Below are 17521 nucleotides of genomic sequence, written 5' to 3'. Positions count from 1 at the left end.
TAACTTGATTGTTTCCAATTTCAAGAAACATGAAATTAATAGTACATTGCATGCTACAATTTTTTCAAAAATAACATTAAAAAACCACTTCACCATTGGCTAAAAAGGCAAAAAAAGAAACCCCGTTAATGAAGCAGTACAATACTATAAAAGCAAAGTACCCTGATGCCTTGTTGTTGTTTCGTGTGGGCGATTTTTACGAGACTTTTGGCGACGATGCTGTTAGGGCGGCCGGTATTTTGGGTATTGTGTTAACCAATAGGAATAATGGTGGTGAAAAAACCGAATTGGCCGGATTTCCACACCATTCGTTAAACACCTATTTGCCAAAACTGGTAAAGGCAGGCGAGCGTGTGGCCATTTGCGATCAGCTGGAAGACCCTAAACAAACCAAAAAAATTGTAAAACGCGGTGTAACCGAACTAGTGACGCCTGGTGTGGCACTAAATGATGAGGTGCTGGTGTCTAAATCGAATAACTTTTTGTGCTCGGTGTATTTTGATAAAAAGCAAATTGGTATTTCGTTTTTGGATATTTCAACTGGCGAGTTTTTAACCTCGCAAGGTAATGCTGAGTATATTGATAAATTATTGCAAAACTTCAACCCGAGTGAAGTTTTGGTGTCCAAACAAAAACGTACACTCTTTAAAGATACTTTTGGTGAAGATTTCCATACCTTCTACTTGGAAGACTGGGTCTATCATACAGATTATGCCTACGAAACGTTGATTAAACATTTCGATACTAAAACGCTTAAAGGTTTTGGGATAGAAGATTTATACGAAGGCATTATTGCATCGGGTTCCATTTTACATTATTTGGGCGAAACACAGCACCATAAATTGGAGCATATTACTTCAATTGCCCGAATCGCAGAAAATGAGTATGTGTGGATGGATAAGTTTACCATCCGAAATCTGGAACTTTACAATTCGACCAACAATAATGCGGTAACGTTGTTGAATATTATCGACAAAACCATTTCGCCCATGGGAGGGCGCATGTTAAAACGCTGGTTGGCTTTACCTTTAAAAAGTTTAGATAAAATTAAGCAGCGGCATGAGGTGGTTAGTTTTTTAACCAAGGAAAATAGCGTGCTTCAAAAAATACAAAGCCACATTAAGCATATTGGCGATTTGGAGCGGTTAATTTCAAAAACAGCCACAGGAAAAGTGAATCCACGGGAGGTTATTCAGCTTAAAAATTCCTTGGAAGCCATTGTACCCATTAAAGCTTTGGCAACACATTGTGATAACGAATCGCTTAAAATTATTGGCGATACACTGCAAAGTTGTGATGTGCTCCGTGAAAAAATAAAGCAAATCTTGAATGAAGATGCACCGGTTAACGTTTTAAAGGGTAATACAATTGCTACTGGATTTTCTTCAGAATTAGACGAACTCAGAAACCTTTCAAAATCAGGAAAGGATTATTTGGATAATATGCTGGAACGCGAAAGCGAGCGTACAGGAATAACCTCACTAAAAATAGCATCTAATAATGTTTTTGGGTATTACATAGAAGTACGTAATACGCACAAAGATAAAGTGCCTGACGATTGGATTAGAAAGCAAACTTTAGTAAGTGCTGAGCGTTATATCACCGAAGAGCTAAAAGAATATGAAGCAAAAATTTTAGGAGCCGAAGAACGAATTTTGGCTATTGAGCAACAATTGTTTGCCGAATTGGTAAGTTGGATGAACCAATATATTAAAGCCGTACAGCAAAATGCCTATTTAATTGGGCAGATTGATTGTTTGTGTGGTTTTGCAAAATTAGCTAAAGATAGTCAATACGTGTATCCAACCATCGATCAGTCGCACGATTTGGATATAAAGGAGGGGCGTCATCCCGTTATTGAAAAACAGTTGCCTTTGGGAGAGGCTTATATTGCCAACGATGTGGTTCTAGATCGTACATCACAACAAATCATTATGATTACAGGGCCAAATATGTCTGGTAAATCGGCTATTTTACGTCAAACAGCCTTAATTGTGCTATTGGCTCAAATAGGAAGTTTTGTGCCCGCCAAGGAAGCCAAAATAGGATTGGTGGATAAAATTTTTACTAGAGTAGGAGCTAGCGATAATATTTCTATGGGCGAATCGACTTTTATGGTGGAAATGAACGAAACGGCTTCCATTCTCAACAATATTTCAGATAGAAGTTTAGTGCTTTTAGATGAAATTGGTCGTGGCACCAGTACTTATGACGGTATTTCCATAGCATGGGCCATTAGCGAATATTTGCACGAGCACCCAGCGAAGCCGAAAACACTTTTTGCTACCCATTACCACGAGCTTAATGAAATGACCGAAACTTTCGAACGTATTAAAAATTTCAATGTTTCGGTAAAAGAACTGAAAGACAACGTGCTCTTTTTGAGAAAATTGGTTGAAGGTGGCAGTGAGCATAGTTTTGGTATTCATGTAGCTAAAATGGCAGGAATGCCACAACAAGTTTTGCATCGAGCTAACAAGATTTTGAAGAAATTAGAGCAATCGCATTCCAGTGAAGAGCTTACCGATAAGGTGAAATCTATTCAAGATGACATGCAGCTTAGTTTTTTCAATTTAGACGATCCTTTACTCGAAAATATAAAGGATGAAATTTTACACACTGATATCGATACACTTACACCAGTTGAGGCGCTTATGAAATTGAATGAGATTAAACGCATGTTGGTAAAGAAAAAGCAAGCCTGAAAATAATTTCATTTATTTTTACAAAAGGCTTTGGAATTACTAGAAATATTTTAAATTTGCATCCGCAATACGATATTGCACGTTCAACAACACACTGCGAAAGTAGCTCAGGGGTAGAGCATCACCTTGCCAAGGTGAGGGTCGCGGGTTCAAATCCCGTCTTTCGCTCTGAAAATTATCTTGAAAAAATACCAAGATGCTGAAGTGGTGGAATTGGTAGACACGTTGGACTTAAAATCCAATGGCCATTATGGCCGTGCGGGTTCAAGTCCCGCCTTCAGTACAAAGCCTTTACAAGATTTCTTGTAAAGGCTTTTTTTATTAAAAAAACCACCTGTTTAGGTGGCTTTAATCTCTTTTTTTAAAAAAAAACTAATGTTATTCTTGTAGTTCTTTAGCTTTGTTTTGAACTGCATCACCAGCCTCTTTTATGGCATCGCCAGTTTCTTCAATAGCTTCGTCGGTTGCGTCAACGGCATCATCCATAGCTTTTCCTGCTTCTTCAAGGGCACCTTCAGTGGCATCAGCAGCATCGTCTGCAGCTTCTTCCATAGCATCACCAGTGTTTTCGATAGCTTCTTCTACAGAATCGGCTTTTTTGGTGTCTCTACAAGATGTAAAACTTAAGGTTAATGTTGCCATTAAAATGGTACTTAAGAATAATTTTTTCATTTGATTTTTCATTTTAGTGTTAATTATTAAAGTCGGTCATTAATTTAGTGACTTTTTTTATTAAAACTGTTAAAATTTTAACAAATATTATTTTGACCTCATTTAGATATACGAAGATAGTCTAGGATTTGGATTACGGCACCTTTGTTTTTTTCTATAAACTTTAGATTTGCAAGTCCCGTCTGGTGGCGTTTTTTTTTATTTTTTATTAATTCATTTAGAATCTGGTTGAGTTCTTTTTGGTTGGATACTGAAAACGTGCCGCCATTGGCAATGAGGTCTTTGGCCTCGGGGAATTTGTCGTAGTTGCGGCCAATAATAACAGGCACGCCAAAAACAGCAGGTTCTAAGGTGTTATGCAATCCGGTCTTGCCCATAGCCCCACCAACGTAGGCAATATCGGCGTAATTATAAATTTTGGTTAAAATACCAATGGTGTCAATAATAAAAACATTTTTATTTGAGAGTTGAACACCTTCTTTTTTGGTAAACAATACTTTAGTAACGGTTAAACGTTCTTCAATAGTTTTAATGTGTGAGGGTTTAATGTCGTGGGGAGCTAAAATGAATTTAACATGAGAAGGTGCTTCTTTATTAATGTATTCTGTAAGTAGGGCTTCATCTTCTGGCCAAGAGCTGCCAATAACCACACATAGGTGGTTGTTTTTAAAATTTTCAACAAAAGGTAAGTGATTGTTTAATTCTAATTGACTGGAAACTCTATCAAACCTGGTGTCGCCGCTAACTGTTACCTTATTGTAGTTTATAGATTCCAAAAGTTGCTTTGAAGCCTTATTTTGGGTAAAAATATGTTCGAATGCGAAAAGGGCATTCCTAAGCGGTTTGCCCCAAGTCTTAAAGTAAACTTGATTTTTTCTGAATGCTGCCGAAATTAAAATAGCCCTAAGGTCATGCTGTTTTATTTCATTTAAATAATTGGGCCAAATATCATATTTTACAAATATGGTGAGCTCTGGCCGTAGCAGGTTTATGAAGTGTTTTGCATTAGTTTTAGTGTCGATAGGTAAATATGTTACTATATCAGCTATTGGAGAATTTTTTCTTACTTCGTAACCTGAAGGTGAAAAAAAGGTTAGAACAATTTTGTGATTAGAATAATGTTCCCTTAAGATTTTAAAAACAGGAAGTCCTTGCTCGTATTCTCCTAACGAAGCGCAATGAAACCATAGTGTTTTATCGTTTTGGTTCAAAAACTTGTTTAAAGTTTTAAAAGCAGTTTTTCTACCTTCAACGCCCTGTTTTATTTTTTCGTTGAGCGGAGCTACGCAACGTAAAACAAAGCCAGCAATGTTGATGCCAATATTGTATATAAAAGTCAAAACAATCGTTATTTGTGGCTAAAATACGTTTCTTTGAGAAAATGGGTTTTATAAAATTTAAAAAACAGCTATCACTTTCATTAATACTGTTTTTCAATTAAATATTCGAGTTTGTTTGATTGTATAGCGTTAATGATTTTTGTAGTTTTGAATTCTGTTAATCCGCTAGGATTTACTTTAAAAAAGCTTTCGGGTTTTTACTGAAAGTACTAACATTTTTTTTGATGAAAAAAATTCAAATGGTTGACCTTAAAGGTCAGTATAACGGCATAAAAGATGTTGTTGATCCTTCTATACAAGAGGTTTTTGAAACTACCGCATTTATAAATGGGCCTAAGGTTCACGATTTTCAAAAGGAATTAGAGCATTATCTCGATGTCAAGCACGTTATTCCTTGTGCCAACGGAACTGATGCGCTCCAAATAGCGATGATGGGACTTGGGCTAAAGCCTGGGGATGAGGTGATAACGGCCGATTTTACTTTTGCTGCGACGGTTGAGGTTATTGCACTATTGCAATTAACACCTGTTTTGGTAGATGTTAACGAAGACGATTTCAATATCAACATCGAAGCCATAAAAAAGGCTATAACGCCAAAAACCAAAGCGATTGTTCCTGTGCATTTATTTGGGCAGTGTGCCAATATGGAAGCGATTATGGAAATTGCCGAAGCACATAATTTGTATGTTATAGAAGATAATGCGCAAGCTATTGGGGCAAACTACACTTATAAAAACGGCAAAAAAGTAAAAGCTGGAACCATTGGAGATGTAGGGGCAACTTCTTTTTTTCCTTCAAAAAATCTAGGATGCTATGGCGATGGTGGTGCTATTTTCACCAACAACGACGATTTGGCGCATACCATTAGAGGTATTGTAAACCATGGTATGTACGAGCGTTATCATCACGATGTGGTTGGTGTAAACTCAAGGTTGGATAGTATTCAAGCTGCTGTGTTGAGTGCCAAACTACCCAATTTAGATCGTTATAATGCATGTAGACGAGAAGCGGCCAAAAAGTATAGTGAAGCTTTCAAAACTTTTGAAAATATAATTACACCTAAAACAGTAAATGGCTGTGACGGTATTTGTGAAACTTGCGATTGCCATGTGTTTCATCAATATACTTTAAGAATTCAAGGAATAGACAGGGATGATTTGGTGAAGCATTTAAATGAAAATGAGATTCCTTGTGGCGTGTATTACCCTATACCGCTTCACAGACAAAAAGCTTATACAGACGAAAGATATAATGAATCTGATTTTTCGGTAACAAATCAGTTGGTGAAAGAAGTTATTTCATTGCCTATGCATACCGAGTTGGATGACGAGCAAATTGAATACATTACTTCAACCATAACACAGTTTATAAATGGATAAAATATTAGTTACTGGCGGACTTGGTTTTATAGGGTCGCATACCGTTGTAGAATTGCAAAACGAAGGTTACAACGTTGTTATTATTGACGATTTATCTAATTCTTCTGAAAATGTATTGGAAGGTATAACTGCAATTACGGGTAAAAAACCTGTTTTTGAAAAATTAGATTTAAAAGACAAGTCTAAAGTAGAAGCTTTTTTTGCAAAACATAACGATGTAAAAGGTGTTATCCATTTTGCTGCAAGTAAAGCTGTTGGTGAGAGTGTTCAAGAACCACTTTTGTATTATGAGAACAATATTGGTACATTGGTTTATATATTAAAGGAATTAAAAAAACTTCCGGAAGCCAGTTTTATTTTTAGTTCTTCGTGTACGGTTTATGGGCAAGCAGATGAATTGCCAATTACCGAAAATGCCCCGGTAAAACAAGCTGAATCGCCATACGGAAACACCAAGCAAATAGGAGAGGAAATTATTAGAGACACCTGCAAGGTAACCCCAAACTTAAAAGCTATTGCGCTGCGTTATTTTAATCCAGTTGGAGCTCACGAATCTGCTGAAATAGGAGAATTGCCCATTGGTGTTCCACAAAACCTGGTACCCTTTATTACGCAAACCGCCATTGGTATTCGTGAGCAGCTCTCGGTTTTTGGAGATGATTACCCAACGCCAGACGGAACATGCATTCGCGATTACATTCATGTGGTCGATTTGGCAAAAGCACATGTTGTGGCTTTGCAGCGTTTATTAGAAAATAAAAACAAAGCCAATTACGAAACCTTTAACCTAGGTACGGGAAAAGGAAGTTCTGTGCTCGAAGTGGTTAAATCTTTCGAAAAAGTTTCTGGTGAAAAGCTTAACTATAAAATTGTTGGCAGACGCGAAGGTGATATCATTTCAGCTTATGCCGATACCAAAAAGGCCAACGAAGAACTAGGCTGGAAAACCAAATTAACCCTTGATGACGCCATGCGTTCGGCATGGAAGTGGGAAAAAGCAGTTAGGGGTAAAGAATGAAACATTAATTTTTTTAAATGTTCAAAGCCATTCTAATTTTTAGAATGGCTTTTTTTGTACCCCATTATTGCGTTAAACAAGGTAAAAGATTATCGGCTATTACCTTTTTAAGAAACTTTTAAGAGTAAAAAACGACTTAATTAATAATTTTCAACATAAGTTGTGTCATGCTATATATTTAAACTAGTATTTAATTGTTAACTCATGTTTTCTAGACCAAAAATATTGTTTGTGGTCTTCAGTCTGGTGGTCATTTTTAATGGCTTTTCGGCCACACCATCATTGTATCAAATCGATAGCTTGATACACGAAAAAAATATGAGTCATGACATGACCAAGCTCGATTTGTTGGTTTTATATGAAGAAGCGCTAATAGAAGGCAGTAAAGATTCACTTAACATTTTTAAAGATTTGGCTTTGCTCAATGCCGAGTTAGAACAACCTGAGGATGCCTATAGCTACACTAAAAAATATATTGATAACACTTTAGATTTTTCAATATTAAACAATGGTGTTTATGAAAATATTTCTGGAACGGTATCTTACAAGAAGCTAAAAGATAAGTATATTACTAATGTAGATGTCTTGGCGTTTATATATTTTTACGTGGCACTTATTGGTTTTTTCTTTATGATAACCATAAACTTTACAAAAAAGGCCAATACTTTTGCGAAATTTTTTATCGCTGGTTTTGTTGGGGCACACTCCTTATTTGTTTTGGAGTTTGTGCTGTACATGACTAATATTCAATATCAATTTGCTTTTACCTATCGCATGTCGGCTGCTGCTGCACTTTTGTATGGCCCATTGTTGTATTTTTATTTTAAAAGTGTTACCGAAAAGTTTCAATTTAAGACTAAATATATCCTCCATTTTTTGCCAACAATACTATTGTTGCTATTTCTGTCGCCGGTTTACATGGCAACGTCCTCCGAAAAAGTGAGAATGATGCTGGGCATTCATGCTACTTATAAAACCTACGATATTGTTGTTTTTGTTACAAAAATCGTTTCGCTTTTGGCTTATGTTTATTTCACGGGAAAATTGCTCAAATCAAATACCGATAAGGATACTTCCGACACAAAAGTTCTGCAAAAAAACCGTTGGAAACGCTATGTTTATAAAATACATATAGTCTATGTATTATCGTATTTACTTTATGGTATTTCGGTTTTTGGGGCCTTGGGGTCTGTTTCTAGTTTTATCTACCATGTTCAAATTGGTGTAATGTCTGTAATGATAATATATATTGCTTACATGGCCTATGTGCAACCCAGTATTTTTGATAATGAAATTGCCCTGCTTAAAGGCAAACTCTTTCCTGAAAAATATCAAAAGTCTGGACTTACAGATGGGCTTTCAAAAGAGTTAAGCGAAAACTTAATTAAGCTTATGGTTGAAGAAAAAGTGTATAAGGAAAACAATATTAGCCTCGAAATACTGGCCGACAAGCTAAACACGACGCGCCATAATACTTCACAAATTATAAATGAAAACTTCAATATGAATTTTTTCGAGCTTATCAATAAATTCAGAATTCAGGAAGCTGTTAATTTATTTATTCTAGATGTAAATGGAAACCTAAATATTATTGATGTGGCTTACGAAGTTGGCTATAATAACAAGGTCACCTTCAATAAAGCTTTTAAAAAGGAAATGGAACTTACACCATCAGAGTTCATCAATTCCAAAAAAAAGCAAACCGTAAAGGTAAATATCAGGTAAACTATATTCGGAAGGGTAAACTATTATAGGGTTTACCGCAAATAGTTGTTAAAATCTCTTTTTTTACTTCAAGCAAACTGAAAAAGGAATGGTGGTTTAAAAAGAGCTTTACTAAATACAATTATGATTTCTCTAAACTTTGATTTCATTTTTGTCACGTATAATTTTTTTGAATTAGTCACTTGAAAAAAATCTTTACCACCTTCCTTTCTTCAAGTTGCATGGACTAACTCAAAACATATTTTTATGAATTTAAAGAACTACTACTTAGTAATAGTTTTTGCGCTGTTGTGTGCAATAAAATCTTTCGCACAGCAAAAAACTATTTCAGGACATGTTGTCGATAAAAATAACTTGCCGCTTCCCGGAGCTACAGTAATAATTAAAAAAACAACCGTTGGCACATCAACCGATTTTGATGGTAACTACAAATTAACTGTAAGCCCAAACGATGTACTTGTTTATAGTTATGTGGGGTATATAACATATGAGGTTATGGTTGGTAGTTCCAATCAAATTAATGTCACTTTACATGAAGATACGATGGCCTTAGAAGAAGTTGTAGTTGTGGCCTATGGCGCACAAACTCGAGAGTCTATAGTAGGCTCCGTGGGCGTTGTGTCTAGTTCAACTATTGAAACACAACAAGTAACTTCGCCATTGCGTGCTATACAGGGCGCGGTACCTGGTGTTAGTTTGTTAACGGCGGGTGGACAACCAGGTAGCAATCCAACTATAAGAATTCGGGGGATTTCAAGCGAGAGTTTGGCACGTGGGCCACTAATTGTGGTTGATGGCGCACCATTTAATGGTAATCTGAATACTATTAGCCAAGATCAAATTGAATCGGTCTCTGTGTTAAAAGATGCCTCGTCATCAGCATTGTATGGCTCAAGGGCATCAGGAGGTGTTATCCTTATCACGACAAAAAAAGGGCATATCAATTCTGCTCCCAAAATAACCTTGAGGTCACAAATAGGAATTTCAAACCCAACAACAGGTATACATGATCTAACTGGTCCAGAAGATTATTTGAAGCTTACTTGGCAGGCATTAAAAAATACAAGCCAATATGAAAATGGTTTGTCAGCAAACGATGCCGCACAAAATGCAACTAACGGCTTAATTGATTATTTAGGTTACAATCCGTACAGTGTATCAAACCCTATTGATGTTAATGGCAATTTGGTAGCCGGAGCAAATTTATTATGGAATTCTATCTGGGAAGACGAAGTCATTAAAGAAGATTACTTGAGGGTGAACCATAACTTAAGTTTGTCTGGTGGAAGCGAAAAAACCAGATATTTCATGTCGTTGGATTATTTAAATGAAGAAGGCCCGGTAAGACCATCAGATTTTGAAAGGATATCTTCAAGATTAAATTTAGAAACCCAAGTAAACCATTGGTTAAAAGTTGGCCTCAATTCAAGTTTTTCACGTTCATCATCAAACAATCCCGATCAAACTAGTGGTAGTACTACACAGGCTATTTCCTGGATATATGGTTTGTCGAGCATTTATCCTATTTATGCTAGAGATGCAAACGGAAATCTAATTTTAGATGGTGCAGGCGATAGGATATTTGACTTAGGAAATGGTTTGGTAACAGGGCAGGCCGTAAATAGTTCGCGTCCTGTTTACAGCGGAGAAAATTTATTGGCAAGTTTAATTTTAGGGAGAGAACGGCGGGTGCGAAGCAATTATCTGGCCAATGCTTTTGCCGAATTAAACATTACTAAAAACCTAACTTTTAAATCGCGTTTAAGTTTTGAAAATTATCTTTTCGATTCATATAGTTTTGATGACGACAAAATTGGTTCGGCATCAAATGTGCAGGGTAGGGTGTCTCAAGAACGCAATTTAACGACTACCCTTAATGCGGTTCAATCATTAAATTACAGCAAAAATTTTGGTAAACATAATGTGTCAATTGATGCTTTAACCGAAGCATATACCAACACACAAGACGATGTGCTGGCTCAGGGTACTGGGTTTCTACCTGGTGTAGAAAACCTTGACAGCAGCACTTTACCCGAAGGCGTGGGAGGCAATGTTATCACTTCACGTATCAACAGTTATTTAGGACGTGCCAATTATAATTTCAACCAAAAATATTACGCCGAGTTTTCTTTTAGGCGCGATGGCTCTGCCCGTTTTAATAAAGGGACGCGCTGGGGTAATTTCTTAGCTGGTGGCGCCAGTTGGGTGGCTACAAAAGAAAATTTTTTAAGCGATAGCAATACACTTTCTTATTTAAAACTTCGTGTTTCTTACGGTGAGTTGGGTAATAATAGAACCACAAGTCTTTTTCCTTACCAATCGGTATTTCAAACCGGATTTGTAAACGAAGGTAATTCGGGTATTCTGCTCGAGGGGGTTTCGGATGCCAACCTGAGATGGGAAAAAGTGGAATCATTTAATGTAGGAGCCGATTTTGAATTGTTAAATGGCTTAATTTCTGGTACAGTTGAATATTATAACAAAGAATCTGTCGATTTAATTTTGGATAAACCTTTACCGCGCTCACTTGGCGTTAATAAAATTGTTACCAATATTGGATCGATTAAAAATTACGGGTGGGAGGTTTCCTTGCGCTCTCTTAATATTAGCCGAGATGATTTTACATGGACCACAGGAATCAATTTTTCATTAAATAAAAATCAATGGACTAAATTGCCGCAAGACGAAATTTTAAGTGGTTCAAAACGCTACATTGTTGGCGGTTCCATTTTTGATTTTTTTATTCGTGAATGGGCAGGCGTAGATCCTGCTGATGGCAGAGGAATGTGGTTTATGGATGTAGAAGACGATGAAGGCAATGTAGTAGACAAAGTGGTAACTAAAAACTATGATGATGCTATGCGTTACGACCAAGGAAAATCCTCGCTACCAGATATTGAAGGGGGTTTTACGTCGTTTATAAAATATAAACAGTTCGATTTAAATGTACTTTTCAATTTTAGTTTCGGTGCCTATTTGTTGGATAGTGATTATTCACGACTTATAAATCCTTTTGAAAATCCTGGAGGAAGTGCGCATCCCGATAACTTCAATGCTTGGAAAAATCCCGGTGATATAACAAACTTTCCGTTGTTATTGGCTAGCAATAACGATCATGCCTCAAGATCTACACGCTTTTTATATAAAAACGATTATGTCAGGTTAAAAAGTTTAACCCTCGGCTATAATTTGCCACAAACCACTATAGAACACATTGGGCTGAGTAAGTTTAGGCTGTTTCTTCAGGCCGATAATTTTTTTACATGGCAATCGCACAAGGGCATTGATTCAGAACAGGCATTTAATGGTGTAGCTAACAATAGATCGCCATTATCAAGAACCATTACATCTGGTATCCTTTTAGAGTTTTAATATTAAAAATTGAAAGAAATGAAACGACATATATACTTTAACATATTGATACTTTTGTCTGCTTTGACTTTTTCAGGCTGTTCCGAAGAATTTTTAGATGAACCACAAAACACATCAGGGCTTCCAGAGTCGGTCGTGTTTTCAAATAGGGAAATTGTGCAATCCTTTGTGTCTGGAATTTATGCCAGATACAAGGGGCAATGGGATGATGATTTAACCGATGATGACCTACCTAATGGCAATACGTCAGATACTGATACAGGAGGGCTTTATGCCATGTATTTTGCAAGAACTATAAAAGGTAATGATTTAATACAGGCGCCAAACTGGTTTCTTTTCGATTATGCCCACGAAAATAGGGCGCCAACTTATAGAAGAACCAGTTTTACTTGGACCTTTAATTACGAATTTATCAATTATGCCAATATCTTAATTAATGGTGTTGAAAACAGTCCGGATTTAGATGAAATGACCAAAAAGGAATTCGTTGCTATAGGAAAGGCTATTAGGGCATTCCACTATTTCCAGTTAGCGTTGGAGTTTGCTCCCAATTACAACAACGATAAGAGTGTTGCAAGAATACCAATATATACCCAACCAGCTACTGGTGCTTCCATTGGAAATCCGCCTAGTTCGCTAAGTGAAGTTTACAATTTGATATTGTCCGATTTAAAATCTGCCATTCCCGATTTACCAGAAGAGCGTCTCGGCAAAAGTTACATCAATAAAGCTGTGGCCAACGGATTTTTGGCCAGGGTACTTTTGGTTACACAAGACGATTGGGCCTTAGCTTCATCAGCTGCAAAAGCAGCTTACGGAGGTGATGCGAATGCGGCCGTGGTATCAACAAACTGGGGTACAGGATTTGACGAACTTTCCGGTCAAGATTGGCTGTGGGGCATGTTTCAGGATGGTGCCAACGAGACAAACTTTTATTGGCTGTGTCCTCATGTCATGATGGACCACCTTAATCTATCACAGCAAGCCACATATATCAACAAGTATTTTGTTGAAACTTTTTCGGATACTGATGTCAGGAAATTGTTTGCTAACATTTACCAATCTTCAACACCATATAGAGAATTTATTAGTACAAAATTTGAATTTACTTTTTCTGCCGATGTACCGTTTATGCGAAAATCAGAAATGGTTCTTATTGACGCTGAAGCGCAATTTCATTTGGGCAATGAACCTGCTGCTATAGATTTACTGTTTGCATTGCAAAAAGATAGAGACCCTAATGCTATTAAATCTTCCAGTTCTGGAAATACATTGTTCAACGAAATTTTATTGGAACGCCGTAAAGAACTTTATGGCGAATTGGGGGTAGAGTGGTTTGATGCTAAACGTTTACGACGCCCCATTATTAGAGATGATGTGCACCGTGTACCCATTGATGTACCTTCAGATAGTGAGTTGTTCTATTTAACTATTCCGCAGTCTGAAATTGATGCCAATCCCAATATAGACAACAGCATTAATCAATAGCAGATTTTAATTAAAACTTACAGATGATGAAAAAAATTCTTTTTTTATACGCGATAGTACTAAGTATTTACAGTTGCGATTACGAAGATCAAAATCAAAAAACGATTAATTATGTGGCTTTTCAAACTACCTCTTATGACTTTGGGGTTGATATTGAGGGGAGCAATTCCAACGAAATCAAGGTGTATACAACTACTGTTTCTAACACTGAGCGCGTCTTTAATATTTCGGTTTTAAGCGATTTGTCAACAGCAGATCCTGCGTCGTACAATGTGCCTGCCTCAGTAACTGTACCTGCTAATGTAAATGAGGGCAATTTTACGGTGAATGTATCGGATTTAAATATCGGACCAAATGGTGAAACTTTAGTGCTGGCTTTTTCAGATGAAACCGATGCCTTTATTGGAGAACCGATAACCTTAAACATCAAGCAAATTTGCCCGTATCCAGAAACCATTTTAAATATAACTTTTGATGATTTTCCGGAAGAACAGTATTGGGAACTCTATAACGCTAACGATGTCTTACTGTTTGAAGGAGGTCCTTATCCTGGAGAATCTGAATTAAGCAGAGCACTTTGCTTGGAAAGTGGTAACTATAAAATTGTAATGGGCGATACTTATGGCGATGGTGGTGGCTCCTATACTATAACTTATAACGGTACAGTAATCGTCGCAGGTGATGGCAATCATGGATTTAGTGAAGAGAAAACATTTCAACTAAACTAAACTAACGCTTATTAGCTTCAATCCTGAAGGCGCCGAGCTATTTTGTTATAATCTCGGCGCTTTTATTTTTCAACCAATTTTTTCTTTTTAAAACTAGCAAAAACCAAAATACCCATACCTATGGTTACAGATAAATCCGCTAGGTTAAAAATACCTGTTTTAAAAACGCCGCCTAAATCTATGAAGAGGAAATCGGTTACTTTACCATATACCAGCCTGTCATAAACATTAGCAACACCGCCACCAATAATACTGGAAAAAGCAAAAAGCGACCAGCGATCTAAGCTTTTATCCCTTATGATGTAACTTAGCACAAATCCTAAAACTAAAACAGGTAAAACAAGCAGTAAAACGATGCGCATTGTTTCGTTTAACTCGCTACCCATGCCCAGAAAAGCTCCCGTATTCTCAACGTGCATTAAAACAAAAGCATCACCAATTAAAGGAATACGTTCACCCGAACTGATTTCATTTCTAAGTCCAACGTTGGCTCTAACCAACACTTTCGAAATTTGATCGGCAGCAATGGTTAAAACAATAACCGCGGTGATAAATAAGGAGCGTTTGCTTAGCTTCATTTAGCTCTTGGTTTCAAAAGTTGCAGAAACGGTTTCAGCTTCACGATTTATCTTTTTTACCAAGCCCTGTAATACTTTACCAGGTCCTACTTCTGTAAACAATGTAGCACCGTCAGCAATCATTTGCTGTACAGACTGTGTCCATCGTACAGGTGCGGTAAGTTGAGAAATTAAGTTGGTTTTTATGGCTGCTTCATCATTTACGGCATTGGCCGTAACATTTTGGTAAATTGGGCAGTTGGGTTTGTTAAAAGTGGTGCTCTCAATGGCAGCAGCCAATTCCTCACGAGCTGGTTCCATTAAAGGAGAATGGAAGGCTCCACCAACCGGCAATACCAAAGCACGACGTGCACCTTCTTCTTTTAAAGCTTCGCAGGCTTTATTTATAGCTTCAACTTCACCAGAAATAACTAATTGACCAGGGCAGTTGTAGTTGGCCGCAACTACAACACCTTCGGTGGTAGCACATATTTTTTCAACAATATCATCATCCAAACCTAAAACGGCAGCCATAGTGCTAGGCTGCAATTCACAGGCTTTTTGCATGGCTAAAGCACGTTGTGAAACTAATTTTAATCCGTCTTCAAAATTTAAAGAACCGTTAGCCACCAAAGCTGAAAATTCACCAAGCGAATGGCCAGCAACCATATTGGGCTTAAAACTGTCGCCCAAGGTTTTGGCTAAAATTACAGAGTGTAAAAATATGGCTGGTTGAGTAACCTTAGTTTGTTTTAAGTCTTCAGCAGAGCCTTCAAACATGGTGTCTGTAATGGCAAATCCTAAAATATCATTTGCTTGCTCAAAAAGTTCTTGCGCCATTGGAGAGTTTTCGTAAAGGTCTAAACCCATTCCTGAGAATTGGGCGCCTTGACCTGGAAAAATATATGCGTTCATAAGTTGATTCGTTTTTTAGTGATGCAAAAATAGGAATAAAAATGCAACTATAAATTATTTGTTGCTGCTTCGGCACAACGTTCACCGTCCATGGCTGCCGACACAATACCACCAGCATAGCCTGCGCCTTCACCACAGGGATAAAGGTTAGAAATTTGCAGGTGCACCAATTTTTTATTTCTAGGAATGGAAACAGGTGATGAGGTGCGCGATTCAACCCCAACAATATTGGCCTCGGCAGTGTAATAGCCCTTCATTTTTTTTCCGAAAGCATCAAAACCTTTTCGCAATCGGCTGCCTATTAATTTGGGTAATAATGAATGTAATGGCGCTGATTTTAAACCTGGTTGGTATGAGGATTCATTTAAGCTACTAGACAGTTTCCCTTCTACAAAATCGGTTAGCCGTTGGGCGGGAGCGGTTTGGCTTCTTCCGCCAGCAGTAAAAGCTAGTTTCTCTAAATTCTTTTGGTATTCCAAACCTTTTAAAACACCGTATTTTTCATATTTCGGTAAATCTTTATCTACATTAATCTCAACCACGATACCAGAATTGGCATAGAGGTTGTTCCGTTTTGAGGGCGACATGCCGTTTACCACCACTTCTCCGTTAGCAGTGGCTGCGGGAACGATAAACCCACCCGGGCACATGCAAAAGGAATATACCCCACGGTTGTTAACTTGATGAACTAAACTATACGCAGCAGCAGGCAATAATTCGTGCCGCTCGCCCGAAAAATGGTACTGAATGGAATCGATAATATGCTGCGGATGCTCTACGCGAACCCCCATGGCAAACGATTTGGCTTCTAAAGCCACTTCCTTTTTGTGAAGCATATAAAAGATGTCGCGTGCCGAATGTCCTGTGGCTAAAATAACTTTGTTTACCGCCAACTCATCACCATTTTTTAATGTAATAGTTTGGATTTTATTATCACGTATTTTGAAGTCGGTTACACGCGTTTCAAAATGAATTTCGCCACCGTATTTTAAAATAGTCTCTCGGATATTTTTTACCACTTTAGGGAGTTTGTTAGTGCCAATATGTGGATGAGCATCTACCAAAATTTGATTGGTTGCCCCGTGATATACCAGATTTTCGAAAATACGACGCACATCGCCACGTTTTAAACTTCGGGTGTATAATTTGCCATCGCTGTAAGTACCAGCACCACCTTCGCCAAAGCAGTAATTAGAATCTTCATTTACAATATGGTTTTGGTTAATGGCCCTCAAATCGCGCCTACGGTCGCGTACATTTTTGCCACGTTCCAAAACAATGGGCTTAAATCCTAATTCGATACAGCGTAGCGCCGCGTACATGCCTGCTGGACCAAAACCGATAATATGTATAGGTTTGGCGTTGGAGACGTCTTTGTAATCAAAATGGTATTCGGAAGTTTTTGGAACGTCCTCGTTGATAAAAACAGAAACTTTATAATTAAAAATAATGTTCGGTTTTCGAGCGTCAATCGATTTACGAAGCACTTTAATACCCGAAATATCAGCTTGATCAATAGCTAATTTTTCTGCAGATTTTAAGATTAGAATATCACTGATTTCTTCCTCTTGCAAACTAACCCGAAGCTGAATGTCTTTTACCATACTGCAAAAGTACTTGAA

Annotated in this window: 12 protein-coding genes and 2 tRNA genes; 9 read left to right on the top strand and 5 right to left on the bottom strand. The window is 37.4% G+C overall.

What is annotated here, in order from left to right; translation table 11 throughout:
• Window positions 1-95: 95 nt before the first annotated feature.
• The 3 genes from mutS to GSB9_01536 all read left to right on the top strand — a co-directional run bounded on the left by mutS (window position 96) and on the right by GSB9_01536 (window position 2988).
• Entirely contained in the window at window positions 96-2705 is a 2610-nt protein-coding gene (gene mutS / locus GSB9_01538) for a DNA mismatch repair protein MutS (protein ID UKM64978.2), read from the top strand.
• 96 nt (window positions 2706-2801) lie between these two features.
• Window positions 2802-2873 (top strand) — tRNA-Gly (locus GSB9_01537).
• Between the two features lie 30 nt (window positions 2874-2903).
• A tRNA-Leu gene (locus GSB9_01536) sits at window positions 2904-2988 on the top strand.
• A gap of 95 nt (window positions 2989-3083) precedes the next feature.
• Here GSB9_01536 and GSB9_01535 read toward each other — a convergent pair.
• Both GSB9_01535 and GSB9_01534 read right to left on the bottom strand, forming a co-directional pair.
• Entirely contained in the window at window positions 3084-3377 is a 294-nt protein-coding gene (locus tag GSB9_01535) for a hypothetical protein (GenBank protein UKM64977.1), read from the bottom strand.
• Between the two features lie 98 nt (window positions 3378-3475).
• Window positions 3476-4717 carry a 3-deoxy-D-manno-octulosonic acid transferase gene (locus tag GSB9_01534; protein UKM64976.1) on the bottom strand — a complete coding sequence of 414 codons (1242 nt, stop codon included), beginning with the start codon at window positions 4715-4717 and terminating at the stop codon, window positions 3476-3478.
• A gap of 224 nt (window positions 4718-4941) precedes the next feature.
• On the opposite strand from GSB9_01534, the gene GSB9_01533 reads away from it, so the two are divergent.
• The 6 genes from GSB9_01533 (at window position 4942) to GSB9_01528 (ending at window position 14427) form a co-directional block, all read left to right on the top strand.
• A complete protein-coding gene (locus GSB9_01533; protein ID UKM64975.2) occupies window positions 4942-6096 on the top strand; it encodes a DegT/DnrJ/EryC1/StrS family aminotransferase in 1155 nt (384 codons plus the stop codon).
• Window positions 6089-7114 (top strand): UDP-glucose 4-epimerase GalE, encoded by a 1026-nt coding sequence (gene galE / locus GSB9_01532; GenBank protein UKM64974.1) that lies wholly within the window; start codon window positions 6089-6091, stop codon window positions 7112-7114. Before GSB9_01533 ends, galE begins: the two co-directional genes overlap by 8 nt.
• A 204-nt stretch (window positions 7115-7318) precedes the next feature.
• Window positions 7319-8839: a helix-turn-helix transcriptional regulator gene (locus GSB9_01531; protein UKM64973.1), complete on the top strand. Its 1521-nt coding sequence runs from the start codon at window positions 7319-7321 to the stop codon at window positions 8837-8839.
• Window positions 8840-9085: 246 nt separating this feature from the next.
• Window positions 9086-12211, top strand: coding sequence for a TonB-dependent receptor (locus GSB9_01530; GenBank protein UKM64972.1), 3126 nt, complete (start codon window positions 9086-9088; stop codon window positions 12209-12211).
• Window positions 12212-12229: 18 nt separating this feature from the next.
• Window positions 12230-13699, top strand: coding sequence for a RagB/SusD family nutrient uptake outer membrane protein (locus GSB9_01529; GenBank protein UKM64971.1), 1470 nt, complete (start codon window positions 12230-12232; stop codon window positions 13697-13699).
• 23 nt (window positions 13700-13722) lie between these two features.
• Window positions 13723-14427 (top strand): hypothetical protein, encoded by a 705-nt coding sequence (locus GSB9_01528; GenBank protein ID UKM64970.2) that lies wholly within the window; start codon window positions 13723-13725, stop codon window positions 14425-14427.
• A 62-nt stretch (window positions 14428-14489) separates the two neighbouring features.
• Here the strand turns inward: GSB9_01528 and lspA are convergent, their stop codons facing one another.
• From lspA to GSB9_01525, 3 genes are read right to left on the bottom strand one after another with little or no spacing between them, the layout of a single operon-like run.
• On the bottom strand, window positions 14490-15005 hold the full coding sequence (gene lspA / locus GSB9_01527; GenBank protein ID UKM64969.1) for a signal peptidase II: 516 nt from the start codon (window positions 15003-15005) through the stop codon (window positions 14490-14492).
• Window positions 15006-15899 carry an ACP S-malonyltransferase gene (gene fabD / locus GSB9_01526; GenBank protein UKM64968.1) on the bottom strand — a complete coding sequence of 298 codons (894 nt, stop codon included), beginning with the start codon at window positions 15897-15899 and terminating at the stop codon, window positions 15006-15008.
• Between the two features lie 47 nt (window positions 15900-15946).
• Entirely contained in the window at window positions 15947-17503 is a 1557-nt protein-coding gene (locus tag GSB9_01525) for an FAD-binding protein (protein UKM64967.1), read from the bottom strand.
• Window positions 17504-17521: the final 18 nt, after the last annotated feature.

This window comes from Flavobacteriaceae bacterium GSB9, assembly GCA_022749295.1.
GTDB lineage: Bacteria > Bacteroidota > Bacteroidia > Flavobacteriales > Flavobacteriaceae > Flavisericum.
The sequence above is the reverse complement of the archived record's forward strand: the minus strand, read 5'-3'. Positions and strand labels throughout refer to the sequence as shown.

Excerpts from the sequence above, each read along its gene's own strand:
- GSB9_01528 (UKM64970.2), top strand. The coding sequence starts at position 13,723 with ATGATGAAAAAAATTCTTTTTTTATACGCGATAGTACTAAGTATTTAC.
- GSB9_01535 (UKM64977.1), bottom strand. The coding sequence starts at position 3,377 with ATGAAAAAATTATTCTTAAGTACCATTTTAATGGCAACATTAACCTTA.
- GSB9_01530 (UKM64972.1), top strand. The coding sequence starts at position 9,086 with ATGAATTTAAAGAACTACTACTTAGTAATAGTTTTTGCGCTGTTGTGT.
- galE (UKM64974.1), top strand. The coding sequence starts at position 6,089 with ATGGATAAAATATTAGTTACTGGCGGACTTGGTTTTATAGGGTCGCAT.
- GSB9_01531 (UKM64973.1), top strand. The coding sequence starts at position 7,319 with ATGTTTTCTAGACCAAAAATATTGTTTGTGGTCTTCAGTCTGGTGGTC.
- fabD (UKM64968.1), bottom strand. The coding sequence starts at position 15,899 with ATGAACGCATATATTTTTCCAGGTCAAGGCGCCCAATTCTCAGGAATG.
- lspA (UKM64969.1), bottom strand. The coding sequence starts at position 15,005 with ATGAAGCTAAGCAAACGCTCCTTATTTATCACCGCGGTTATTGTTTTA.
- GSB9_01525 (UKM64967.1), bottom strand. The coding sequence starts at position 17,503 with ATGGTAAAAGACATTCAGCTTCGGGTTAGTTTGCAAGAGGAAGAAATC.
- GSB9_01529 (UKM64971.1), top strand. The coding sequence starts at position 12,230 with ATGAAACGACATATATACTTTAACATATTGATACTTTTGTCTGCTTTG.
- GSB9_01533 (UKM64975.2), top strand. The coding sequence starts at position 4,942 with ATGAAAAAAATTCAAATGGTTGACCTTAAAGGTCAGTATAACGGCATA.